This window comes from Pseudomonas marginalis, from assembly GCF_024169655.1.
Lineage (GTDB): Bacteria > Pseudomonadota > Gammaproteobacteria > Pseudomonadales > Pseudomonadaceae > Aquipseudomonas > Aquipseudomonas paraveronii.
Genome location: NZ_JALJWV010000001.1, coordinates 1,535,731 through 1,557,986 on the forward strand (window position 1 = coordinate 1,535,731; position 22,256 = coordinate 1,557,986).

Here is a 22,256-nt window from a genome sequence, read left to right on the forward strand (position 1 = left end):
GTCTTCAGGCCTTAGATCCAGATGGGGGATTTTATGGAGCCAGGATGGGGCGCAGTGCTAGGTCTATACGCCACTCTGGCTCCATCGAAATGCCTGTCTGGATCTAAAGTGAGACCTGGCGCTTGAATAGAGTGGCGTCATTCTACTGGGGAAGCCGGCCTTGAATCCTGAACTGAGCTTTGTCCTTAACGTGCTGTGTGTACTGGTCGCGGCAGTCATTCGCGGCCTCACCGGATTCGGCTTTGCCGCCATCGCCGTTGTCGGTCTGGCAATGCTCGGCCCTCTGAATCAGGCCGTACCGCTGGTGCTGTGTCTGGAAGTCTTGTCGAGTCTGATGCTCTTGCGCGGTGCCGTGCCACAAGCCGACTACCCGCAACTCAAGCGCTTGCTGATTGCCGCCGCTTGCGGTGTGCCCTGCGGCATCTGGTTGCTGACCGGAATGAACAGCGACTGGTTGAGCATTGGCGTCTATTTACTCGTCGGGCTGCTGGCGTTACTCGGACTGGTCCGGGTCACGCTGCCAATGGGCAAAGGACAAGTAGGCGGCTGGATGGTCGGTGCCAGTAGTGGCGCGTTGATCGCGGCGTTTTCCATCGGCGGTCCGCTGGTTGTGGCTTGGCTCAGTCATATCGGGCTGAGCGCTGTGGCCTTGCGCGCCACCCTTATCCTGTTTTTTTTCGTCGTGGACCTGGCAGCGATTTTGGGGCTGGGACTGGCCGGGGCGATCCCTAACCAGACACAAACTCACGTTTTGTACCTGATGCCTGCCTTGCTGGTTGGCCTGTGGATCGGCCAACAGTTGTTCATCTGCATACGTGCCGAAGCGGCGGCACGTTTTACTCAATGGCTGTTGCTGGCGCTGGCAGGCTTCGGTTTGCTCGGTCATGTATGGTCCTGAATCAAAGGAAGTCCCAATGACCCCGACACTTTTTATCACTGGCGCCACATCCGGTTTTGGCGAGGCTTGTGCACGACGTTTTGCCGCAGCAGGCTGGTCGCTGATCCTGACCGGTCGCCGCGAAGATCGTCTGACGGCGTTAGCGGATGAACTCTCGGCACAGATTGACGTGCTGCCACTGGTGGTGGATGTGCGTGACCGACAGGCCATGCAAGAGGCCATCCTCAGTTTGCCACCGGGGTTCAGTAAGCTTCGCGGATTGATCAACAACGCTGGACTGGCGCTCGGCACCTCGCCGACGCAGGACTGCGATCTGGATGACTGGGACATCATGGTCGACACCAACATCAAAGGCCTGCTGTATTCGACACGTCTGCTGCTACCGCGATTGATCGCCCATGGCGCGGGCGCCAGCATCGTCAATCTAGGTTCAATAGCCGGCAACTGGCCGTACCCTGGCAGCCATGTATATGGCGCCAGTAAGGCATTTGTCCGTCAGTTCTCGCTTAACTTGCGCTGCGACCTGCAAGGCACAGGCGTCCGGGTGACCAACCTCGAGCCGGGCCTGTGCGAGAGCGAATTCTCCCTGGTGCGCTTCTCGGGCGATCAGTCGAAATGCGATGCGGTGTATGCAGGCGCCAATCCGATCCAGCCAAAGGACATCGCCGAAACTATCTTCTGGGTCCTCAGCCAGCCTGCCCACATCAACATTAATAGCCTGGAATTGATGCCTATCACCCAATCCTGGAACAATTTTGCGATCACGCGGGGCTCGTCAAATGGCGCGTAAGTGTGGATCAACGAAGCTAAGGGTTTAGGGATGTCAATGAAGCATTCCGGGAAATTTCAGATCCCCTTCAGCGACTCTAGAGTACGTGCGCTTTAGACACTCCAAGCACTGATCGCTAGCGTGTGCAACGGCTATTCCTGAGCCTGTCACCGGATCGCGCGGTCCGTCTCACCCGGCTACAAATACCTGGCAGGCATGGGCCTGAAGGGGCGGGCAGGGTCATGACGAATCCGCCCTTTCGGGGCACGCCGCCTGATGCACTCGTTTATGCATCGTATCGGTGCGTCGGCCCTCTAGCACCACCCTTGAACGGGCGCGTAAACATGAGCTCCACGGGCCTACACATCGGGAGTCATTAACTCATCTACGCCAAACCCACGGTACCGCAGGCCCACACACTGGCTCTATCGAAACTCTAATCTGGCACCACGCATTGGTCGACAACTTGCATTGTTGCTCACCAGGAGCGAGGCACCGGCTCCCTCAGCACTTGAACACATCGCCTAGGAATTTCCATGCAAGAAAAGCCATTTGCACCTGCAACCGGGACTGTGATCCCCCGCTATGCCGGCATCGCCACATTGATGCGCTTACCCTATACAGAGCTGACAGACCCTCGTATCCATGAAGTCGACATCGGTTTAATCGGCGTGCCGTGGGATGGCGGAACCACCAACCGGCCCGGTGCTCGACATGGCCCAAGGCAAGTCCGGGACATTTCTACCATGGTGCGCAATATCAACCGGGCCAGCGGCATCAACCCGTTCTCGCTGTGTGCCTGTGCTGACTTGGGTGACACGCCGGTCAACCCGATTGACCTGGTGGACTCACTTAATCGCATTGCCGGTTTCTACGACCAGGTCGTGCAAGCCGGCATTGCGCCGCTGTCCGTAGGTGGCGACCACCTTGTCACCTTGCCAATCATGCGGGCCCTAGCCAAGGACGGCCCCATTGGCATGGTGCATTTCGATGCCCACACCGATACCTGGGATCGCTATTTCGGCGACTGCAAATACACCCATGGAACGCCGTTCAGAAGAGCAATCGAAGAAGGCCTGCTGGACCCTAAGCGAACGGTGCAAATCGGTATTCGCGGGGCCCTGTACAGCGACGCCGATAACGACTGGGGCGCCCGGCAAGGTATCCGGATCATCGACATCGACGAGTTCCAGACCATGGGCGTCGAGAACGTTATCAAAGAGGCCCGAAGAGTCGTCGGCGACGGTCAGACCTATGTGTCATTCGATGTCGACGCCTTGGACCCAGTGTACGCCCCAGGTACAGGTACCCCCGAAATTGGAGGGCTTACAACTCTGGAAGCACAACACCTTATTCGCGGGCTCAGGGGCTTGAACCTGATCGGAGGCGACGTTGTCGAGGTCTCCCCACCGTTCGACGCCAGCGGCAATACCGCCCTGGTCGCATCCACGTTGCTATTCGAAATTTTGTGCGTACTGGCTGACAGTCTTGCCACTCGGAATGCGCGCTAAACGGAGCTCAGGCACAGCCTGAGGCATTGAGTTCGATGACGTTATCAATGAGCGTTTTACATCACCCATGGAGCTTTTTATGAAAACTTTCCTACGCTTCACGGCACTTTCCTTGATGGGCGCCATTGGCCTTGGCCTCTGCACCCAAAGCTATGCACAAACGCCCGATCTGCTTGAGCGCATCAAGGCCAAGAAAGAAATAGTGATCGCCACCGAAGCTCGTTACGCCCCGTTCGAATATATCGAAAACGGTAAAATCGTCGGCTACGACGCCGACTTGATGCGCGCCGTCATGGCACAGATCCCGGATGTCAAAGTTAAGCAATTGGACCTACCATTTCAGGGCTTGCTGCCCGGCCTGGACACCAAGGCGTTCGATATCGTGGTGACCGCCATCACCATCAATAAAGAACGCGCCAGCCACTTTTCGTTTACCTCGCCAGTGGCCATTTCCATGACCGGGTTACTAGTCAAAGAACGAGACAGCACGCTTAATGCTGCCGTCGACCTTGACAACAAAACCGTTGGTTCGCAAACCGGCTCGGTACAGCTGCAAGCCTTGGTCGCACTCGACAAGCAACTGAAGGACAGCGGCAAGCCTGGCTTTAAAGCCATCAAACAATACGTCAGCTTCGACGAGGCTTATGCCGACCTTGGCTCAGGGCGACTCGACGCAGTGGCGCAATCGGTGGCCAACCTCGGCCCACTGCTCAAATCGCGCCCAGGCCTATTCAAGGTGCTCCCGGGTTCAATAGGTGAACAAAGCTACTTCGCCTGGGCGGCCCGAAAGGATGCCGACAGTGAAACCCTGGTCAAGTTGTTCAACGACGGCATTGCTCGCGCATCGGCAGATGGCACCCTCAAGCAACTGCAAACGAAGTGGTTCGGTAGCACCATGGACATTCCGTCCAGCGTGACGCCCTGAGTCCATAGCCCATATCATCAGGTAGCCGACATGAATCTGACTGATCTTATCGCCCGATGCGTAGCCTATGCACCGCAACTGTTAGAGGGTGCGTTCACCACGCTGATGTTATCGGGGGTGGCCGTTGTCTGCGGGTTCTTTGCCAGCATCCTGATTCATACCCTGTCCACCCACGGTTGTCGCCCGATCGTTTGGGCGACAAAGGCTTATATCAGTGTGTTTCGTGGCACACCGGTGCTCGCGCAACTGTTGGTGCTCTACTACGTGCCGTCGGCGCTGGGTTTGAGTTTTCCCGGCATCGTCGTCGCGGTCATCGGGTTGACACTGAACACAGCGGCTTATCAGTCGCAAATATTACGCGCCGGCTTCCGATCAATCCCGCAAGGGCAAATCGAAGCGGCACTGACCTTCAACCTGACGCGCCGCCAGCGACTTTGGCACATTGAAATCCCGCAGGTCGTCGCTTCGACGCTTCCGGCGCTCATCAGCGAAATGATCGACATCGTAAAGGCCTCTGCCGTGGTCTCGGTAATCGCCGTGACCGACCTGATGAGGGTCGGCCAGCAACTGTCCTCGTCTAGCTACCGACCACTGGAGGTTTATACCCTGACGGCCGTCTTCTACCTGGTCATTACCTCGTTGCTATCGCTGGCCGGGTACTGCTTCGAACAACGAATGATGCGTCGTAATGGAGCTCAAGGATGAATGTCATCAGCCCCGAAACCATGGAACTGCTGTGGCGGTATGTCAACGCTATGCTTGTGACCCTTGGGGTCAGCTTGCTTGCCGCATTCATTGGCATGGTCATTGGATTCACCCTCAACGCCTTGCGCATTTGCTATGCACGTCAGTTGAGCATTCCTTACCGATTGCTGGTGTGGCTCATACGTGGAACACCCTACTTTTCACAGCTGATGATTGTCTATTTCGGCTTGCCTGTGATTGGCCTCACCCTGAGCGCCGCGCAAGCAACGGTAGCCTCCCTAGCACTTTACTCGGCGGTCTACTTCGCGGAAATCTTCCGTTCTGGTTGGAACAGCATCGCGCCGGGTCATCTGGAAGCCGCTCAAGCCTTCGGTATTAACCGCTGGCAGTCCCTGCGTCATATCGAAATGCCCCAGGCGCTGATTTTCGCGCTGCCGCTGTTGGGCAATCAGACGGTCCTTGTCATCAAGGAAAGCGCCGTGGCGTCTGTCATCACGCTGCCCGAACTGACCATGACTACCGGAGAAATCGTGTCCTCCACCTACAACTACGTCGGCCCCTACGCACTGCTGATCCTTGGCTATTGGCTACTTGCCCAAACCATTGCGTTGGCAGTGCGCGGCTGCGCAACCTTCGTGACCTCACCGCAGAGAACCCTATGACCCTACCCATCTTGCAACTGCGTACTGTTGGCAAGTCTTATGGCGCAGCCCGCGTTCTCAAAGGTGTTGACCTGGACGTCAAGCGCGGCGAAATCGTTTCACTCATAGGTCCCTCCGGCTCCGGAAAAACCACCTTGCTGCGCTGCATCAACTTCCTGGAGGCTTATGATGAAGGTGAAGTCTGGATCAAGGGCCAGTTACTCGGTTACCACTCCAAGGGCCGCACGCCGCGGGACCGCGACAGTGAAGGCGCGATTGCCGAAGTGCGTCGTCCGGTCTCTATGGTCTTCCAACAGTTCAACCTATGGCCCCACATGACCGTGCTGGGAAATGTTGCCGCCCCTCTGGTGTTGGCCAAGAAAATCAAAAAGACCGAGGCACACCGTCTGGCGGGTCTTGCCTTGGAGCGCGTTGGCTTGGCGGCCAAGGCTGATGCCTATCCTGCGCAATTGAGTGGAGGTCAGCAGCAACGAGTCGGCATTGCCAGAGCACTGGCCATCGAACCGGAAGTTATGCTCCTCGACGAGCCCACTTCAGCGTTGGACCCAGAGTTGGTCGAAGAAGTACTCAGCGTGATTCGTGGACTTGCACACGATGGCATGACAATGGTCATGGTCACCCATGAAATGAGCTTTGCCGCGAAAATCTCAGACCATGTGGTGTTTATGGAATCCGGACGAATCGTCGAAGCCGGGCCACCCGCGCAGTTGTTTGGGAAGTCGGCCACTCCACGCATTCAACAATTTTTAAAGCCCTGGCTTGACCGCAGCCTCTCTATCTAACATATCGCACTACAATAAAAAGGCGATCCGAGATATTGGATCGCCTACAAAACGGACTATAGCTGTCTTGCCCTTAAACCGGTCCTAGGTCATCAGATTTGAAATCTTTCTAGTTGTTGTCTCAACGTGCCACCAAGCTTTGCCAGATTAGTGCTAGATGCGGCCGTCTGCTCGCTCGAGGCGGCAGACTGGTCTGAAATATCACGAACACGGGTTACACTGCGACTGATCTCTTCAGCCACTGCGCTTTGTTCTTCTCCCGCCGTCGCAATCTGTCTCACCATTTCCTGAATATTGCTAATCATTGTGGTGATGACCGTTACAGTAGCGTCTGTGTCGGATATCTGAATCACAGCTTTATCGGTAAGGCCTCGACATGCTTCCATCCGTTCAACGGCTTCCCCTGAAATGACTTGTAAGCTGGCAATGAGCGTTTCAATCTCTTGGGTGGCGCCTTGTGTATGCTTGGCCAGGTTGCGTACTTCATCAGCTACCACTGCGAAACCACGACCCGCTTCGCCAGCCCTGGCCGCTTCAATTGCAGCATTTAGAGCAAGAAGGTTGGTTTGATCAGCTACAGACTTGATTACATTAAGCACGCCGCCAATATGCTCACTCTCCTGCTTAAGTCGAAGCATAGCAGTAGCCGTGTTCGAGACCTCTATGGCCAGATGCTCAATCTGAACTACCGCTTGCTTGGCCATTATTCCGCCTGTCTGCGCCTGTTGATCGGCTGTCGCTGCTGCATTGGCCGCACTCTCGGAATTATGCGCAACTTCCATTACAGTGGCTGCCATTTCATGAATTGCCGTAGCAACCTGATCAATTTCCAAGCGTTGTTGACTAACCCCTACACGGGTTTGCTCCGTTGCCGCTGATAGTTCCTCCGCAGAACCTGATATCACGTTGGATGAGCTATGAACCTCACTAATTAGCCTGCTGAGGTTGGATTGCATTTGGCCAAACGATGCAAGCACGCTTCCAGGTTTAGCTGCTTTAGTTTCAGCAATGGCTCGAATATCGCCGGAGGCGATTCGCTGGGCAATACCGGAAAGGATTGATGGCTCCGTTCCTAATGCTCGGTCCAGTCCGCGAGTGATTACAAGTGTAAGGGTTAATGCGATTGTTGCAGCAATGAGACTAAAAATAATCAATTGATTGCGTTGCAGTTCATACTCTTCCTGCGAATGTATTATATTGGCTAGGCTGGTCTTTTCCTCAAGCTCAATAAATTGAGTGACAATCACAATCAGTTTCTTGAGGAGTGGTTCGCAATCGTTGTTGATTTTTACAATTGCCGATTCGTTGTCCCCCTTCAGCGCTAGATCGACAATATTTAAAGCGACAGGCCCGTATAAAGCCTCTATCTGTTGAATGTTGGAAATTAAACGTTGAGCATCGACTTTTTCTTCATTAGGCGACATGCCATCTACCGATGTGGTCAGCTCGCGTAATAATGCACCCACTCGTTGGTGCGCATTGTGTACAGTATTTTTTTCATCGGCTCGAACGGTAGGGGAGTTTGTTATAACCAGGTTTCTTGCCGAAATAGCTCGTTGTTGAGCCGCCAGTAATAATTCTGAAGAAAGCTCTTTTCGCTTGCCGATACCATTAATGTAACTGGAAAATCGACTGTTGGAGTCGCCAAGTGAAAGAATGGAGATTGCTGAAGTCATCAGAACAAGTAAAAGCAATAAGCCAAAGCTGAGGCCCAGTTTGGCTTTTACGGAAAAGATATCTTTCATTGTCTAAAATCTGCATTGGTTTTAGTGGTGTATTTTTTCGAAAGTTGTGCCTGTGTGATCAGGGAGGGTCGTTACTTTCAGTATGATCAGTTTCGACGATATTACTGAGTTTAGACATTAAAAAGACCTTGCGAAGTCTGAATTTTGATCAGTCCTCGATAATATTATTGACGTGCCGCGAGTAATTTAGTTTTCTTTAAGCCAGTTATTTATGTGTGAATGATGCATGGGGCGCGAAAAGTAATACCCTTGGACAAAAAAACAACCTAAATTAATCAAGGTTTCCAACTCCTCGCGAGTTTCCACTCCCTCGATTATGCATTCAAGTTGCATGTCGCTACTCAAGGCAACTAGAGATTTTACGATTTTGTAGCTGGTCGGGTTTTTATTAATGCCAGTGACAAAGGTTCGATCTATTTTTATTTTAGTGAACGCTAACGAAAGTAATTGGCTGAGACTGGAGTACCCAGTGCCGAAATCGTCAAGAGCAACACCGCAACCCAACTGACAGAACCTATCAATAGTATGTTGCACTTGAACAACATCCTGCATGATAGCTGTTTCGGTTATTTCCAGGTCCAGGCGCCGGGCGTCAAAATTGCTGACCTCAATAATGTCGACTATTTGTCTGGCGACTTTTTCTGAAGCACAGTCGTGTGTGGACAAGTTAAAAGAAAGGCAAATATGGGCGGGCCAATGAGAGGCAATCATCAAGGCCTTGCCAAGCAGATGAGCGGTCAAGCGATTTATTAGGCCGATCCGCTCGGCAATCGGAATGAATTGGCCGGGAGGGACGTCACCTAGCTCTGGGCTGCTCCAACGTGCCAATGCCTCGAACGCTACAGTCCGCCGGCTACGCAAATCAATCACTGGCTGAAAAACCAGGCTGAATTCGTGCTCAATATCGACCTGGCGCAACGCCTGTTCGATCATGCCTTGTCGTATCAGTTGTTGATTATGGGAAGGTGTGAGCATAAACGTGACTCCCCGGTTACCCAACCATAGGCAATAGGAGCCGTTTTTTTCGACCTGTAATGACAAATACACGCTTGGTGCTTCCCAAGCGCTGACGGCTGCCGGGACCAAAAATCAATCGCATTTTCCTGCAGGCATAATTTTCGGCGTCCATGGGAAAATTCCTTAGCAATTCAACATCGTTCAGATAGTCAAAAAATGACTATACTGAAATTGGCTAGAAAATAATAGCAATCTAGCCTTTTTATGATCTTCCTGGGGAGGTGATTAGGTGTAAGCATTTGATTTTAAGTGATATTTCCCATGAAGCAGAGTGCCACTATCAGTATAGGCAAGCGAATCAAGCACTTACGACTAGACAATAAATGTACACAGGCTGCGCTTGCTGAAGCATTGGGGTGCGAGTCGATGACAGTGAGTCGTTACGAGAGGGGCGAATACGCCCCAAGCATTGAGATGTTGGAGCGAATCGCTAACGTCCTGGGCGTGGGACTGGATGCTTTTTTCACGAACCGGGATCACGCTGAACCAACCACAGCGAACCTTCGCCACTGCCTATGCGACATTGCCTATCAGGCTGATGAAACGTCGCTGAAGGAAATTCTTGGCGCCGCAAAAAGGATCCTGAAAAATCGAATGCAATAGACGTACTCGGTTCAATTCACCTAATAGCGAATACGCTCTTTTCAAGTTTGATCTTGGCAGGTGTGATAGATGTCATTAATTTGCAAAGCAAAGAGCAATTGTTTCAACGAACAGAATTTGCATTGACGAGGAAGGAACTTACAAAATCCACCGAAGCCCAGCATAAGCAAGCCAAGGCTTTATTGGGCTCCTCTGCGAGAGTCGTCTGGTCTCTCCGTCAGGTAAATCGCTAAATACATCCGACTACCGCACCAGACGAGCCAAAAGACTGTCGATAAATACCGTTTCCGCCCGACTCATCTTCTGCTCCCGGTGCCACAGCACGTGGATATCCACATCTGCGATCCCCTCATCCGGCGGCAAGCGCCAGAGCAGCCCGTTCTGCACATCTTCGGCCACCACGTGAATCGGTAGGCAACCCAGGCCAAACCCGGCAATCACCAGGCGGCGCACTTCTTCGAGGCTGGATGACGACGCCACGATCCGCCCGCTGAAGCCCTGTTGGTCACGGAATATCGTCAATGGCGAGAGCATTCCGCCGATCTGGTCACTGGTAAAACTGACGAAGTTCTCCGACTGCAAATCCCCTTCGGCCAAACCGCGACGCCCGAACAGTGGGTGGTGTTTTCCGCAGAAAAAACCATAGCGTTGGTGCAGGAACAGATGCTGTTCCAGGCGCGGCTGTGGCCGGCGGTTGAGGCTCAGGCCCAGGGTGGCGGTTTTTTCCAGCAGGGCAGCGACGATGTCGGAGCTGCGCATCACCTCAACGTCCAGCTCGACCCGCGGATGTTCGCGGTGAAAGTCGGCCAGAAAGTCATCGAAAGTGTCGGAGTTGATGCGGCTGATCATCAGTAGGCGCACCTTGCCAATCACTTCATCACCGGGTTTTTGCAGGGCGTTGCTCATCTGCGAGACCTGGCCATACATCTCGCCGGCGATGGCGAAGATCTGTTCGCCGGCCTCGGTCAGTACGAAGCGCGGGCCACGGCGCGCGATGAGTTGGCAGTCGAGTTGCTCTTCCAGGCGTTTGAGGGCCTGGCTGATGGCTGGCTGGGTCAAGTGCAGGCGCGCGGCAGCGCGGCTGATGCTCAGTTCCTGGCCAATGACGCGGAAGGTGCGCAGCAGGTTCCAGTCCAGGCGGTCGTTGAGCAACGGATGAATATCGCGGCGGGTTTCGGGCATGGTGCGGCTCAATAATAAGCAGGATTTATAATTGGAATAATAAATAGAAAATTGACTAATTATAGAGCCGCGACGATAAATCACCCTCAACAAGCGCCATCAGAGCGCATGCGTTCGACCTTTCTCCTGCCAAAAAAATAACCAAAGGAGCCAGCCCCATGAAGCCTTCCGCTTCGCCCCAGCCTCGCCGCGCTGCGGCCGCCGCGTTCATCGGCACGATGATCGAGTGGTACGACTTTTACATCTACGCCACCGCCGCCGCGCTGGTGTTCGGTCAGCTGTTTTTCCCTTCCGAAGATAAATTGTTCAGCACCATGGCTGCGTTCGGCACCTTTGCCGTGGGTTTTTTCGCGCGACCGTTGGGCGGCATAGTGTTCGGGCATATCGGCGATCGGATCGGGCGCAAGAAGTCGCTGGTGATCACGCTGGTCATGATGGGCGTGGTCACCGTGTGCATCGGGCTGTTGCCGACCTACGCGCAGATCGGCGTCGCGGCGCCGGTCCTGCTGGTCTTGTTGCGCATCGTGCAGGGCATTGCTGTCGGTGGCGAGTGGGGTGGGGCGGTGTTGATGGCCGGCGAGCATGCGCCAAAGGGGCGGCGTAATTTCTTTGCCTCCTTTGCCCAGTTGGGTAGCCCGGCGGGGTTGATCCTATCGCTGCTGGCGTTCAGCGCGGTGACCCGTTTGCCCGAAGAAGACCTGCTCAGTTGGGGCTGGCGCCTGCCGTTCCTGGCCAGTGCCTTGCTGTTGATCGTTGGCCTGGCGATTCGCCTGGGGGTGAACGAGTCGCCTGAGTTCCTCGAAGACAAAGCCTTGGCCGAAAAGGCGCGGGTGCTCAAGCCGGACCAGGCCCCGGTGATCGAAGTATTGAAAACCGCCTGGCGCCCGCTGCTGCTGTGTATCGGTGCCAATACCCTGGGCATCGCCGGCGTGTATTTCACCAACACCTTCATGATTGCCTACAGCACTCAGCAATTGGGCCTACCGCGTTCGTTGATTTTGGAATGTCTGTTCGTGGTCGCCATCATCCAGTTCTGCGTGCAGCCCCTGGCGGCCTGGGTCGCGGAGAAGGTCGGCGCCACGCGTTTTCTCTGCGCGATGACCGTGCTGGCGATGGCGTCACCTTACCCAATGTTCGCGCTGGTCAGCAGCGGCCAGGCGCCGTTGATCATCCTCGGCATCGCCCTGGCGGTGGTGTGCATGGCCTCGTTTTATGCGGTGATCGCAGGCTTTGTCAGCGGCCTGTTTGAAACCCGTGTGCGCTACACCGCGATTTCCCTGGCCTATCAGGTGTGCGGTGCGCTGGCCGGTGGCCTGACGCCGTTGATCGGCACCTGGCTGGCCCACGAATACCAAGGCCAGTGGTGGCCGATGGCAGTGTTTTACAGCCTGATCGCGGCGGTCTCGCTGGTGTGCGTATTGGCCTTGTCGCGCCGCCACGCCACCGCCCACCGCCTGGAAATGGCCCCTGGCGTTTAATGGAGCGGGTGCAATGTTGAAGATTAAGGGAGAGCGTCTATGGGCCAGCCTGATGGCCATGGCCGAAGTCGGCGCGACCGCGCGCGGTGGTAGCTGCCGCCTGGCGTTGAGCGCCGAAGACCACGCCGGTCGCGAGCTGTTCAGCCACTGGTGCAAGGCCGCCGGGCTGACCCTGAGCGTGGACGCCATCGGCAACCTGTTCGCCCGGCGTGCCGGTACGGATAAGGACGCCGCGCCGGTGATGATCGGCAGTCACCTCGACACCCAGCCCGAAGGCGGGCGCTTCGACGGCGTCTACGGCGTACTGGCCGGCCTGGAGGTGATGCGCAGCCTCGACGACCACGGCATCCAAACCCGCAAGCCGCTGGAAATCGCGGTATGGACGAACGAGGAGGGCGCCCGTTTCACCCCCGCCATGCTCGGCTCCGCCGTGTTCACCGGTACGTTGGCGCTGGACCAAGCCCTGGCCACCACCGATGCCGACGGCGTCAGCGTGGCCGACGCCTTGCGCATGATCAGCTACCACGGCGAGCGTGTTTTGGGCGGGGCGGTGGATGCGTATTTCGAAGCCCACATCGAGCAAGGCCCGATCCTCGAGGACAACGCCAAGAGCATCGGCGTGGTCAGCGGCGGCCAGGCGATTCGCTGGCTCGACGTGCAGGTCGAAGGGATGGCCGCGCATGCCGGCACCACACCGATGCCGCTGCGCAAGGACGCACTGTATGGCGCCGCGAAAATGATCCAGGCCCTGGAATGCCTCGCCACGGATTTCGCTCCCCAGGGCCTCACCACTGTCGGCGAGTTGAGCATTGCCAAGTCTTCGCGCAACACCATTCCCGGTTTGCTGACCTTCACCGTCGACCTGCGCCATCACCGCGACGCCGACATTGAGGCGATGGAGCAGCAGGTCAGGGCGCGCTTGCAGGCCATCGCGCGCAAGCGCGGCCTGAGCGTCACCATCAGCCCTCACTGGATCAGCCCGGCCACGCCGTTCGATGCCGAATGCGTGGCTTGCGTGCAAGCGGCGGTGGACGCCTTGGGTTACAGCCAGCAGCCCATTGTCAGTGGCGCCGGCCATGATGCGATCCACCTTGCGCGTTATTGCCCGACGGCGATGATCTTCATTCCCTGCGTCGGCGGCCTCAGTCACAACGAAGCCGAAGATGTACTGCCCGAGGACGTGCGCCAGGGCGCCGATGTCTTACTCAACGCCGTGTTGAAACGTGCCGGCCACGCCAACTGACCACCTCATTCTGGAAGGCTGAAGACGATCCGCTATGGGCGCAGGCAAGTCAGCACCCACAGGCACCGTGCTCACTCAGGAGATTCCCATGCAAACGTTTTTCCACCCCGAACAACTCCTGCATCATCCGCGCAGCTACTACTCCCGTGGTCAGATGCGCACGCCGCAGGAAGTCCCCGAGCGCGCCCGCAACCTGCTGCTGGCCGCGCAAACCCTGGGCTTTGAGATCGTGTCACCCGAGGACCAAGGTCTTGAGCCACTGCTGGCCGTACACGGCGCGTCCTACCTGGCCTTCCTACAGGAGGCTCACCTGCGCTGGAAGGAAATCCCTGAAGACTGGGGCGACGAAGTCATGTCCAACATCTTCGTGCGTGAGCCCAACGCCCTGCGCGGCATCCTCGCCCAAGCCGCGCGCTACCTGGCGGATGGCAGTTGCCCGGTCGGCGAACTGACCTGGCGCTCGGCCTATTGGTCGGCCCAAAGCGCCGCCGCCGCCGCCAAGGCCGTCCTCGATGGCGCGCCCGCCGCCTACGCGTTGTGCCGCCCGCCCGGTCATCACGCGCGCTTCGATGCGGCGGGTGGCTTCTGCTACATCAACAACGCGGCAGTGGCGGCGCAGGCGTTGCGCAAAGGCTTCCAGCGCGTCGCGGTCCTGGATACCGACATGCACCACGGCCAGGGCATTCAGGAGATTTTCTATGATCGCGACGACGTGCTCTACGTGTCGATCCACGGCGACCCCACCAACTTCTATCCCGCTGTCGCCGGTTTCGCCGACGAGCGCGGCAACGCGGCCGGCGAAGGCTTCAACCTGAACCTGCCGACGCCCCACGGCGCCAGCGAGGCGGTGTTCTTTGAACAACTTGAACTGGCCCTCAAGGCGCTGAAGGACTTTTCTGCGGATGTGCTGGTGCTCTCCCTGGGCTTCGACATCTACGAACTGGACCCGCAAAGCAAAGTCGCGGTGACGCGGGACGGGTTTGCGCGGTTGGGTGAGTGCATTCGTGGGCTGGGGCTGCCCTGTGTGATCGTGCAGGAGGGCGGGTATCACCTGGAGACGTTGGACAGCAATGCGCAGGCGTTCTTCAGTGGCCCGCAGGCTTGGGCGAAGTAACCGGATATGAGCCTTGCGGAGGTGTGATATCTTTATGCCATCATGTGTCGTGACGATCACGGAGGATGGTATGAAGAAGCTGTTATTGGTCGGGGTATTGGTGGTGTTGGCGTTTAGCCCGTTTATTGCGGCGGCGTGCCCGAAGGGGACGCATCCGGTTGGGGGCACGGGGTCGCATCACAAAGGCGGGACTTGTCAGTAGTTGATGGCTCGACAAGGCGTGTGAAGTCGCGGTTCGAGCGTCAACCCCGTGCGGGTGCGCTTGAGGGCGGTTGACCGATGCCCGCAGCGAAAAGCCTGCTGAACCGAGCGTTCTGCAGGCTTTTTCGTTTCGGATGGAGAGATCAGGTTCTTTCCCGTGCAGGGATTTTTCCGCATACGCAAATCTCCCTGTAACCCTGCATGACTGATCGCAGGCGCACGCGGGGAAATGGATGACGTCTCTAAAGTCCTGATCCTTGCGGCCGAAATGCTCTTGTATGACATCTGATCACTAATAAGAGCCTCGAAAAATGTCCTTACGTCGCCTGTCCATCGCCCGTCGCGCGGGCCTGGGTTTTGCTTTGATTGCTTTGCTTGTGGCCATACTCGGGTTTTTTGCGCTCTCGAACATGGCCAGCATTCGTGAAAGTGCGGTCCAGGTTGAGCGCGGGCTGGTGCCTAAAATGCGTCTGGTCTCGGATATCCGCGAGATCATGTTGCGCATTCGCACGATCTCTTTGCGTATGGCGCTGGACCCGAACCCGGCAAGCATCCCGCAATACCGCAGCCAGATGGACACGCGCAGCCAGGACCTGAGCAAAAAGCTGGCCGACCTCGATGCTGTGATCGACAGCCCCGAAGTCCGCATGTTGTATGAGCAGTTCCAGGTCTCGCTGCGCCAATACCAGCAGGGCCTGGCCCGGTCGTTTGCGCTGGCCGACCAGCAGCAGGGCGCTGAGCTCAACAAGTTATTGCTGGTGGACATGAAAACCGTGGTCGACGGCTCCGGCGCCCAGCTCAACGCATTGGCCGACTACTACAACGCGCAGATCAGCCAACAGGGGCAGGCGGCCGAGGCGCAGTACGGCCGTTCGCGCACGATGGTCTTCGGCTTTGTGCTCCTGGCCGCCTTGAGTACCGTGGCGCTGGCGTGGCTGCTGACGCGCAGCATCGTCGGCCCGCTGAGTCATGCGGTGCGGGCGGCGGAAAACGTCGCCCGTGGCGATCTGACCGAAACGGTGGCGGTGACCGGCGACGACGAAGTGACTCGCCTACTCGTGGCTCTCCAAAGTATGCAAGCCAGCCTGCGCGGTACCTTGCAACTGATTCGCCAGTCGGCCGGGCAGTTGGCGTCGTCCGCTACCGACCTGAACGGCATCACCGATCAAAGCAGCCGCAGCCTGCAAAAGCAGACCGCGGAAATCGAGCAGGCCGCCACCGCCGTCAACGAGATGACCTCGGCGGCTGACGAGGTGGCGCGCAACGCGGTGTCTACCTCCGAGTCCACGCGGGTGTCCAATGAAACGGCGCGCGAAGGCCAACATCGCGTGGGCGAAACGGTCAGCGCCATTCAAGCCTTGAGCAGCAACATCGGCGAAACCTCGACCCTGGTGCAACACCTCGCCGAGCAGTCGCGGGATATCGGCAAGGTACTCGACGTGATTCGCTCCATCGCCGAGCAGACCAACCTGCTGGCCCTCAACGCTGCCATCGAAGCGGCACGGGCCGGGGAATCCGGACGCGGTTTTGCGGTCGTGGCCGACGAAGTGCGTGCCCTGGCGCACCGCACCCAGCAATCGACCCTGGAAATCGACCAGATGGTCAGCGCCATGCGCGCGGGTTCCGACCACGCACTGACCTCGATGCAGTCGAGCACTGCACGCGCCACCGACACCTTGGCGTTGGCGGAAGGGGCCGGCGGTGCCTTGAGCCAGATCACCGATTCCATCGATCAGATTCACCAGCGCAATCTGGTCATCGCCAGTGCCGCCGAGGAGCAGGCTCAGGTCGCCAAGGAAGTTGATCGCAACATCGTCAACATTCGCGACCTGTCGGCGCAATCGTCTTCCGGCGCCGGGCAGATCAATGGCGCGAGTCGGGAACTGGCGCAACTGGCGGTCGCGCTGAACGAGGCGGTGGCACGCTTTCAACTGTAGTGAAATGCGTCGAGAGTGGCGGCGCGCAGGATGGCGCTAATTCAGCGTCGGTTCTTCCACAATCTCAATATTGACCGCTTGCCACTCGCCCCCCGGCCCCCGTTCCACTTCGTAAGTGACGGTTTGCCCCTCGCGCAGCACCCGACCGCCCCGGGCGGTGCTGCTGCGAAAGAACACGTCTTGCGTATCGTGGACGGCAGTTTCGCTGCTGATGAAGATTGCAGTCTGTGGAGTCTTTCTGGACATGGCCGTTCTCCATTTTCAGTGCAATACATGGCCCAGGGTGGGCGGGGGGCGCGGTGAGTCGCAGGCTTATCAGCTGATCAATTGGACTTTGTCCGCCTGCATGCCTTTTTCCCCTTTTACCGTTTCGAAGCTGACTTTCTGCCCTTCTTTCAATGATTTGAATCCAGTGCCCTCAATCGCCCTGAAGTGTACGAACAGGTCAGCTCCGCTATCCGGAGTGATGAACCCATAGCCTTTTTCATCGTTGAACCACTTCACCGTGCCGTTCTGTCTGTCGCTCATTGTTCGTATCCTCTAAACCCTGATGTCCTACTGCGCACCGACGCAGTGCGACATGCTTAATAAAAGCCCCGCGCCAGCCCGTCGTCAACACGGCGTTAGACCAGCGGTACTGTCATTCTTGACAGGTTCGCAGGCCGTCGAAACGCGCCATGCTGCGCAGTTTCATGCGGAAAACCCGGAGTGTTCGGGCGGCTGTCCCTGCGCGCATGGCGCCCTGTCATCGCCCATACGATAATGCCGGCATCCCGATCCCCATTGGCCATCCTCCGTGATCATCAACTTCGACCTCAACGACCTCCAAGCCTTCCGCGCCGTAGTAGACAAGGGTAGTTTTCGCGCCGCCGCCGATGCCATCCGGATCTCGCAGCCGGCGCTCAGCCGTCGCATCGAAAAGCTCGAAACCGCCCTCGATGTGAAGTTGTTCGAACGCACCACGCGCCGAGTCAGCCTGACCATGGTCGGGCGCGCCTTCCTGCCGCAGGTCGAGCGCATCCTCGACGACCTCGACATCGCCCTGATGGGCATCAGCAACGTCGCCTCCACGCGTATGGGCGACGTGACCATCGCGTGTGTGCCGTCCACCGCGTATTACTTCATGCCTCATGTGATCTCGGCATTCCACAAGCTGTACCCCAAGATTCGCCTGCGGGTGCTGGATGCCAGTGCCGGCGAGGTGTGCAACGCGGTGGAAAGCGGCGAGGCAGATTTCGGCGTGAGTTTCAGCGGCAGCCTGGCCGATGAGGTGGAGTTCGAATTGCTGTTTCAGGAACGTTATGTGCTGGCCTGCCGCCGCGATCATCCGCTTGCCGAGCGCGCCAGCGTAAGCTGGGCCGAGGCCTACGAGCATGACTACATCACGGTGGACAAAACCTCGGGCAACCGTTTCCTGCTGGACCAGGCCCTGCGCGGGGTGCGAGTGAAAAAACCGAGCATCTGCGAGACGCACCACGTGACCACGATGCTCGGTTTGGTGGAGGCGGGGCTGGGCGTGGCGATGGTGCCCTCGATTGCCATGCCGGGCTCTGAACACTCGACTCTGCTGAGTGTGCCGCTGGAGGAGCCGCAGGTGATGCGCAATGTGGGTTTGATCAAGCGCCGCGGGCGCACGTTGCCGCCGGCGGCGCTGGAGTTGGAGCGGTTGGTGCGGGAGCTGCCGTATCGGTCAGCGTGATACCGAGTCCAGGCCGGTGGATTGCACCACCGGTTGCGCCTCGGGCGAGGCGAGGTACTGCAGCAGCGCCTTGGCCTGCGCCGGGTGTTCGGCGTTGACCGGAATGCCCGCCGCAAAGCGCGTCACCGATTGCACGTCTTCGGGGAGCTTGCCGACGTAAGTCACCCCCGGTACCGGCAACAGTTCCGCGACCTGCTGCAAGCCCACCTCGTAGTCACCCTTGGCGACCTGTTCGGCCACGGGGAGGCGTTCGATCATGCTGCCCTTGGCCGGCATGCCGAGTTTTTTGAACAGTTCCTTCTCGACATACACGCCGCTGGCACTGTCCGAATACGCCACGGACTTGGCCTTGAGCAACACCGCTTTGAGTTCGGCATCGGTGTCGATGGCCGGTTTGGCCGCGCCTGCTTTCACCACCAGGCCGATCCGCGAATCCGCCAGTTCCACGCGGGACGCTTTGTCGACTTTGCCTTGTTTGATCAAGTCATCCAGGGCGTAGCCGACCATGATCACCACATCGGCGTGTTCGCCACGGGCCAGGCGGTTGGGAATCGCTTCGGGCGCCTTGCCCATCGACGGGCCGAGGACGGTGTCGAGGGTGTCGCCGCTGCGCTGGGCGTATTGCGGGCCCAGCAGTTTGTAGGCAGCGGTGAAGCCACCGGAGGTCATCACCTTGAGCTGTTCGGCCTGGGCCGTCAGCGCCAGGGCGCCGAGGGCGAGGGCCGCCAGGGTGTTCAACAGCGCTTTCATTGCGCCGCTTCCGGCATTACCTGCCCACGGGTGTTGGCCCGGTGATACAGCGCGAGGGTCGAGCACAGGGCGCACAGGGCGGCGAACATCAACCAGTAAGCCGGCGAGGCCTTGTCGTCGGTGATGTGAATGAACCAAGTCGAGATCGCCGGGGTGAAACCGCCAAAGATCGCGGTCGCCAGGCTATAGGCCAGGGAGAAGCCCGCCACGCGCACTTCCACCGGCATGATTTCGGTCAGCGCCGGGATCATCGCGCCGTTGTACATGCCGTACAGGAAGGAGAACCACAGCAGGGTTTCGAGCATATGCGCAAAGCTCGGTGCGTTTACCACGTAGGACAGCGCCGGATAAGCCGTAAGCACCGTCAGCGCGGTCATCGCGACCAACACCGGTTTGCGCCCGAAGCTGTCACTCAGGCTACCGCCGATGGGCAGCCAGACAAAGTTCGATACGGCCACCAGCAAGGTCACCAGCAACGCATCGGACGTGCTCAGTTGCAGCACGGTCTTGCCGAAGGTCGGCGCGTACACGGTGATCAGGTAGAACGCAGTGGTGGTCATGGCCACCATCAACATGCCGCCGATGACCACGGACCAGTTTTTCGCCAGGGTCGCCAGCACTTCACGCATGCTCGGGCGATGCTTGCGGTTGGCGAACTCTTCGGTTTCCTCAAGGTTGCGCCGCAGCACAAAGATGAACGGAATGATCACGCAACCGACGGCGAACGGAATACGCCAGCCCCAGTCGGCCACAATCGCCGGTTCCATCCACACGTTCAGGCCATAACCCAGCGCGGCGGCGACCACGATGGAGATCTGTTGGCTGCCCGATTGCCAACTGGTGTAGAAGCCCTTGCGGCCGGGGGTGGCCATTTCTGCGAGGTATACCGACACCCCGCCCAGTTCCGCACCGGCCGAGAAGCCTTGCAGCAGACGGCCGAGCAACACCAGCGCCGGTGCCCACAGGCCAATGGTGTGATAACCCGGCACCAGCACGATCAGCAGCGTGCCGCTGGCCATGATCGACAGGGTCACGATCAACCCTTTGCGACGACCGACATCGTCAATGTAAGCGCCCAGGATTACCGCACCCAACGGACGCATCAGGAAGCCCGCGCCGAATACGGCGAAGGTCATCATTAATGACGCAAACTCATTAGCGGCGGGGAAGAACGCGGCAGCGATGTAGGTGGCATAAAAGCCGAACAGGAAGAAGTCGAACTGTTCGAGGAAGTTGCCCGAAGTAACGCGGAATACTGCACCCACTTTCGAACGGGCAGAGTCGGGTCGGGTAGGGCTTGTCATGGTTTTGTGTCTCCAGCGTTCTTTTTAAAGTGCTTGTTTCGCTTAGGACTGAGGATAGTGGCTGACACATTTAGAAATGAAAAGTGAGTAATTTGGATGCATTGATGCGTTTTGGTTATCAATTTCGGCGCAGGCACATTGTGCGTTCCTTGTTCTATGCTTGCAGGCGTAACCAACTTTTTACGGCCGGGGGTGCCTATGACTGACGAACAGAAACAGCGGGACGAGCGGGAGCGGGAGCAACGTCGGCGGCGATTGGAGGAAGAAAAGCCGCAGACCTGGAAGCATCCCGAGGACGGCACGGAGCTTTCGGAGCGGGATCAGGAAATTCCGCTGAAACCCTGATGCCCCAAGTGCGGAGCGGGCTTGCTCGCGATTGCGCTGTATCCGTCAGCCAATCGAGCACCCTGTGTGGGGTTGCTGACCCTGGCGCTGCGTTTGCGCCCGGAACAGCCGCCGGCCCCTCGGGGGGTTATGAGACCAGCAACGAAATAGGATAACCCGACGCCAACACCAGATACGCCACCACCGCCGCCAGGCACAAGCCGACGAATACCCGCAACAAAGTGCGGGCGGTGGGGTGCGCGATAAACTGGATGACCCAGATACAGAACCCGGCCAAGAGGGTGGCCGCGGCGAGAGTGACCAGCACGAGAGTGTTCCTGCGAGCTTGAAGAGCTGATTTATAGTCGCAAAGCCGTCTATTGAACAGAGTGCGCATAGACGCAGCTCCTCGGGCTTTCTAAACTGCGGCTTGTCGTGGGGAAAGGGCGGGCATCGATGAATCGCAATGAATTACGCAAGGCCGACATCAACTTGATGGTGGTCTTCGAAGCACTGATGCTCGAGCGCAATGTGACGCGGGTGGCGGAGAAGTTGTTTCTCGGCCAACCGACCATCAGTTCGGCGCTCAACCGGTTACGCACCTTGTTCAACGATCCGCTGTTTATTCGCGTCGGCCACCGCATGGAACCTACCGCGCGGGCCGAGGAAATCATCCTGCATCTGTCGCCGGCCCTGGACTCGCTGTCATCGGCCCTGAGCCTGACCCACGATTTCGACCCGTCCGTCAGCACCATGACCTTCCGTATCGGCCTGTCCGATGATGTCGAGTTCGGCCTGTTGCCGCCGTTGCTGCGCGCCTTGCGCCAGGAAGCGCCGATGGTGGTGTTCGTGGTGCAGCACGTCGACTACTGGCGGATTCCCGATCTGCTGGGGTCCGGTGATATCACCGTCGGCATCACCCAGACCCGTGGCCTGCCGGCGAATGCCAAGCGCAAGTTGCTGCGCCATATCCGCCCGCGCTTGTTGCGCGCCGACGCGTCCGACCGGCCGCTGACCCTCGATGAATATTGCGCGCGGCCCCATGTGCTGGTGTCCCACACCGCCAACGTGTCCGGGTTTGCCGATGAGTGGCTGGCGGAAATCGGGCGCAAGCGCCATGTGGTGTTGTCGGTGCCGCAATACAGCGCGCTGCCGGCACTGCTGGCCGGCACCGACCTGATCGCCAGCCTGCCGGACTACACCGCCGAAGCCATGACGCTGTCGGGCAACCTGTTTTGTGAGCCATACCCGTTCGAGACACCGACCCTGGATTTGTCCATGGTCTGGCTCAGCCATGTGGACACCGACCCTGCCGAGCGCTGGATGCGTTCGCGGCTGGAGGCGTTTATGAGCGACCGCGACCTGGTGAAAAAGGTCTGATGCTTTTATCCGTGGTATATCTGGGAA

The 22,256-nt window shown here is 58.0% G+C and carries 23 protein-coding genes and 1 pseudogene; 16 read left to right on the plus strand and 8 right to left on the minus strand.

The genetic code is table 11. The annotated features are described in order from the left end of the window. Positions 1-160 precede the first annotated feature (160 nt). The 7 genes from J2Y83_RS06860 to J2Y83_RS06890 all read left to right on the plus strand — a co-directional run bounded on the left by J2Y83_RS06860 (position 161) and on the right by J2Y83_RS06890 (position 6,252). Entirely contained in the window at positions 161-898 is a 738-nt protein-coding gene (locus J2Y83_RS06860; RefSeq protein WP_253394026.1) for a sulfite exporter TauE/SafE family protein, read from the plus strand. Between the two features lie 16 nt (positions 899-914). Further along, positions 915-1,688 carry an SDR family oxidoreductase gene (locus tag J2Y83_RS06865; RefSeq protein WP_253394028.1) on the plus strand — a complete coding sequence of 258 codons (774 nt, stop codon included), beginning with the start codon at positions 915-917 and terminating at the stop codon, positions 1,686-1,688. 515 nt (positions 1,689-2,203) lie between these two features. Continuing rightward, positions 2,204-3,178 carry an agmatinase gene (gene speB / locus J2Y83_RS06870; protein WP_253394029.1) on the plus strand — a complete coding sequence of 325 codons (975 nt, stop codon included), beginning with the start codon at positions 2,204-2,206 and terminating at the stop codon, positions 3,176-3,178. 67 nt (positions 3,179-3,245) lie between these two features. After that, positions 3,246-4,103 carry a transporter substrate-binding domain-containing protein gene (locus J2Y83_RS06875; RefSeq protein WP_253394030.1) on the plus strand — a complete coding sequence of 286 codons (858 nt, stop codon included), beginning with the start codon at positions 3,246-3,248 and terminating at the stop codon, positions 4,101-4,103. A gap of 30 nt (positions 4,104-4,133) precedes the next feature. Further along, positions 4,134-4,808 carry an amino acid ABC transporter permease gene (locus tag J2Y83_RS06880; RefSeq protein ID WP_253394031.1) on the plus strand — a complete coding sequence of 225 codons (675 nt, stop codon included), beginning with the start codon at positions 4,134-4,136 and terminating at the stop codon, positions 4,806-4,808. Next, positions 4,805-5,470 carry an amino acid ABC transporter permease gene (locus tag J2Y83_RS06885; RefSeq protein ID WP_253394032.1) on the plus strand — a complete coding sequence of 222 codons (666 nt, stop codon included), beginning with the start codon at positions 4,805-4,807 and terminating at the stop codon, positions 5,468-5,470. The genes J2Y83_RS06880 and J2Y83_RS06885 overlap by 4 nt, the downstream gene beginning before the upstream one ends. After that, entirely contained in the window at positions 5,467-6,252 is a 786-nt protein-coding gene (locus J2Y83_RS06890; RefSeq protein ID WP_301294908.1) for an amino acid ABC transporter ATP-binding protein, read from the plus strand. The genes J2Y83_RS06885 and J2Y83_RS06890 overlap by 4 nt, the downstream gene beginning before the upstream one ends. A 92-nt stretch (positions 6,253-6,344) precedes the next feature. On the opposite strand, the gene J2Y83_RS06895 is transcribed toward J2Y83_RS06890, so the two are convergent. Together J2Y83_RS06895 and J2Y83_RS06900 are read right to left on the minus strand one after the other, a co-directional pair. Continuing rightward, on the minus strand, positions 6,345-7,997 hold the full coding sequence (locus J2Y83_RS06895; RefSeq protein ID WP_253394033.1) for a methyl-accepting chemotaxis protein: 1,653 nt from the start codon (positions 7,995-7,997) through the stop codon (positions 6,345-6,347). Positions 7,998-8,183: 186 nt separating this feature from the next. Continuing rightward, positions 8,184-8,972 carry an EAL domain-containing protein gene (locus J2Y83_RS06900; protein WP_373423729.1) on the minus strand — a complete coding sequence of 263 codons (789 nt, stop codon included), beginning with the start codon at positions 8,970-8,972 and terminating at the stop codon, positions 8,184-8,186. A 303-nt stretch (positions 8,973-9,275) separates the two neighbouring features. On the opposite strand from J2Y83_RS06900, the gene J2Y83_RS29675 reads away from it, so the two are divergent. Beyond that, positions 9,276-9,617 carry a helix-turn-helix domain-containing protein gene (locus J2Y83_RS29675; protein ID WP_367399734.1) on the plus strand — a complete coding sequence of 114 codons (342 nt, stop codon included), beginning with the start codon at positions 9,276-9,278 and terminating at the stop codon, positions 9,615-9,617. A gap of 243 nt (positions 9,618-9,860) precedes the next feature. On the opposite strand, the gene J2Y83_RS06905 is transcribed toward J2Y83_RS29675, so the two are convergent. Further along, a complete protein-coding gene (locus J2Y83_RS06905) occupies positions 9,861-10,799 on the minus strand; it encodes a LysR family transcriptional regulator (protein ID WP_253394034.1) in 939 nt (312 codons plus the stop codon). Positions 10,800-10,957: 158 nt separating this feature from the next. Between J2Y83_RS06905 and J2Y83_RS06910 the strand changes: the two genes are divergently transcribed. The 5 genes and pseudogenes from J2Y83_RS06910 (at position 10,958) to J2Y83_RS29780 (ending at position 16,772) form a co-directional block, all read left to right on the plus strand. After that, positions 10,958-12,277 carry an MFS transporter gene (locus tag J2Y83_RS06910; RefSeq protein ID WP_253394035.1) on the plus strand — a complete coding sequence of 440 codons (1,320 nt, stop codon included), beginning with the start codon at positions 10,958-10,960 and terminating at the stop codon, positions 12,275-12,277. Positions 12,278-12,290: 13 nt separating this feature from the next. Further along, the gene (locus J2Y83_RS06915; RefSeq protein WP_253394036.1) at positions 12,291-13,520 is read left to right on the plus strand and encodes a Zn-dependent hydrolase; all 1,230 of its coding nucleotides are present in this window, start codon (positions 12,291-12,293) and stop codon (positions 13,518-13,520) included. Between the two features lie 88 nt (positions 13,521-13,608). Beyond that, positions 13,609-14,634, plus strand: a complete 1,026-nt coding sequence (locus J2Y83_RS06920; protein WP_253394038.1) for a histone deacetylase family protein — start codon at positions 13,609-13,611, stop codon at positions 14,632-14,634. A 512-nt stretch (positions 14,635-15,146) separates the two neighbouring features. Beyond that, a pseudogene (locus J2Y83_RS29775) lies at positions 15,147-15,914 on the plus strand (MCP four helix bundle domain-containing protein); the annotation flags it as partial. After that, a complete protein-coding gene (locus J2Y83_RS29780; RefSeq protein WP_373423734.1) occupies positions 15,909-16,772 on the plus strand; it encodes a methyl-accepting chemotaxis protein in 864 nt (287 codons plus the stop codon). The pseudogene J2Y83_RS29775 and the gene J2Y83_RS29780, both read left to right, overlap by 6 nt. 36 nt (positions 16,773-16,808) lie before the next feature. Here J2Y83_RS29780 and J2Y83_RS06930 read toward each other — a convergent pair whose 3' ends face one another. Continuing rightward, the gene (locus tag J2Y83_RS06930) at positions 16,809-17,018 is read right to left on the minus strand and encodes a cold-shock protein (RefSeq protein WP_253394042.1); all 210 of its coding nucleotides are present in this window, start codon (positions 17,016-17,018) and stop codon (positions 16,809-16,811) included. Positions 17,019-17,087: 69 nt separating this feature from the next. Continuing rightward, complete coding sequence (locus J2Y83_RS06935) at positions 17,088-17,300, minus strand: cold-shock protein (protein ID WP_017848713.1); 213 nt, start codon at positions 17,298-17,300, stop codon at positions 17,088-17,090. A gap of 268 nt (positions 17,301-17,568) precedes the next feature. Between J2Y83_RS06935 and J2Y83_RS06940 the strand changes: the two genes are divergently transcribed. Continuing rightward, positions 17,569-18,471, plus strand: coding sequence for a LysR family transcriptional regulator (locus J2Y83_RS06940; protein WP_253394044.1), 903 nt, complete (start codon positions 17,569-17,571; stop codon positions 18,469-18,471). Here J2Y83_RS06940 and J2Y83_RS06945 read toward each other — a convergent pair. Then, entirely contained in the window at positions 18,463-19,221 is a 759-nt protein-coding gene (locus J2Y83_RS06945) for a substrate-binding domain-containing protein (RefSeq protein WP_253394046.1), read from the minus strand. The two genes, J2Y83_RS06940 and J2Y83_RS06945, sit on opposite strands and share 9 nt — an antisense overlap. Then, complete coding sequence (locus J2Y83_RS06950; RefSeq protein ID WP_253394048.1) at positions 19,218-20,525, minus strand: MFS transporter; 1,308 nt, start codon at positions 20,523-20,525, stop codon at positions 19,218-19,220. The genes J2Y83_RS06945 and J2Y83_RS06950 overlap by 4 nt, the downstream gene beginning before the upstream one ends. 198 nt (positions 20,526-20,723) lie before the next feature. Between J2Y83_RS06950 and J2Y83_RS06955 the strand changes: the two genes are divergently transcribed. Continuing rightward, positions 20,724-20,870, plus strand: a complete 147-nt coding sequence (locus J2Y83_RS06955; protein ID WP_253394050.1) for a hypothetical protein — start codon at positions 20,724-20,726, stop codon at positions 20,868-20,870. Between the two features lie 127 nt (positions 20,871-20,997). On the opposite strand, the gene J2Y83_RS06960 is transcribed toward J2Y83_RS06955, so the two are convergent. After that, positions 20,998-21,177 carry a hypothetical protein gene (locus J2Y83_RS06960; RefSeq protein WP_253394052.1) on the minus strand — a complete coding sequence of 60 codons (180 nt, stop codon included), beginning with the start codon at positions 21,175-21,177 and terminating at the stop codon, positions 20,998-21,000. A 128-nt stretch (positions 21,178-21,305) separates the two neighbouring features. Here J2Y83_RS06960 and J2Y83_RS06965 point away from each other — a divergent pair, with 128 nt between their 5' ends. Continuing rightward, positions 21,306-22,229: a LysR substrate-binding domain-containing protein gene (locus J2Y83_RS06965; RefSeq protein WP_247402885.1), complete on the plus strand. Its 924-nt coding sequence runs from the start codon at positions 21,306-21,308 to the stop codon at positions 22,227-22,229. Positions 22,230-22,256: the final 27 nt, after the last annotated feature.

Excerpts from the sequence above, each read along its gene's own strand:
- speB (WP_253394029.1), top strand. The coding sequence starts at position 2,204 with ATGCAAGAAAAGCCATTTGCACCTGCAACCGGGACTGTGATCCCCCGC.
- J2Y83_RS06885 (WP_253394032.1), top strand. The coding sequence starts at position 4,805 with ATGAATGTCATCAGCCCCGAAACCATGGAACTGCTGTGGCGGTATGTC.
- J2Y83_RS06875 (WP_253394030.1), top strand. The coding sequence starts at position 3,246 with ATGGAGCTTTTTATGAAAACTTTCCTACGCTTCACGGCACTTTCCTTG.
- J2Y83_RS06865 (WP_253394028.1), top strand. The coding sequence starts at position 915 with ATGACCCCGACACTTTTTATCACTGGCGCCACATCCGGTTTTGGCGAG.
- J2Y83_RS29780 (WP_373423734.1), top strand. The coding sequence starts at position 15,909 with ATGCAAGCCAGCCTGCGCGGTACCTTGCAACTGATTCGCCAGTCGGCC.
- J2Y83_RS06935 (WP_017848713.1), bottom strand. The coding sequence starts at position 17,300 with ATGAGCGACAGACAGAACGGCACGGTGAAGTGGTTCAACGATGAAAAA.
- J2Y83_RS06880 (WP_253394031.1), top strand. The coding sequence starts at position 4,134 with ATGAATCTGACTGATCTTATCGCCCGATGCGTAGCCTATGCACCGCAA.
- J2Y83_RS06910 (WP_253394035.1), top strand. The coding sequence starts at position 10,958 with ATGAAGCCTTCCGCTTCGCCCCAGCCTCGCCGCGCTGCGGCCGCCGCG.
- J2Y83_RS06900 (WP_373423729.1), bottom strand. The coding sequence starts at position 8,972 with ATGCTCACACCTTCCCATAATCAACAACTGATACGACAAGGCATGATC.
- J2Y83_RS06930 (WP_253394042.1), bottom strand. The coding sequence starts at position 17,018 with ATGTCCAGAAAGACTCCACAGACTGCAATCTTCATCAGCAGCGAAACT.
- J2Y83_RS06920 (WP_253394038.1), top strand. The coding sequence starts at position 13,609 with ATGCAAACGTTTTTCCACCCCGAACAACTCCTGCATCATCCGCGCAGC.
- J2Y83_RS06945 (WP_253394046.1), bottom strand. The coding sequence starts at position 19,221 with ATGAAAGCGCTGTTGAACACCCTGGCGGCCCTCGCCCTCGGCGCCCTG.
- J2Y83_RS29675 (WP_367399734.1), top strand. The coding sequence starts at position 9,276 with ATGAAGCAGAGTGCCACTATCAGTATAGGCAAGCGAATCAAGCACTTA.
- J2Y83_RS06965 (WP_247402885.1), top strand. The coding sequence starts at position 21,306 with ATGAATCGCAATGAATTACGCAAGGCCGACATCAACTTGATGGTGGTC.
- J2Y83_RS06905 (WP_253394034.1), bottom strand. The coding sequence starts at position 10,799 with ATGCCCGAAACCCGCCGCGATATTCATCCGTTGCTCAACGACCGCCTG.
- J2Y83_RS06895 (WP_253394033.1), bottom strand. The coding sequence starts at position 7,997 with ATGAAAGATATCTTTTCCGTAAAAGCCAAACTGGGCCTCAGCTTTGGC.
- J2Y83_RS06890 (WP_301294908.1), top strand. The coding sequence starts at position 5,467 with ATGACCCTACCCATCTTGCAACTGCGTACTGTTGGCAAGTCTTATGGC.
- J2Y83_RS06950 (WP_253394048.1), bottom strand. The coding sequence starts at position 20,525 with ATGACAAGCCCTACCCGACCCGACTCTGCCCGTTCGAAAGTGGGTGCA.
- J2Y83_RS06955 (WP_253394050.1), top strand. The coding sequence starts at position 20,724 with ATGACTGACGAACAGAAACAGCGGGACGAGCGGGAGCGGGAGCAACGT.
- J2Y83_RS06915 (WP_253394036.1), top strand. The coding sequence starts at position 12,291 with ATGTTGAAGATTAAGGGAGAGCGTCTATGGGCCAGCCTGATGGCCATG.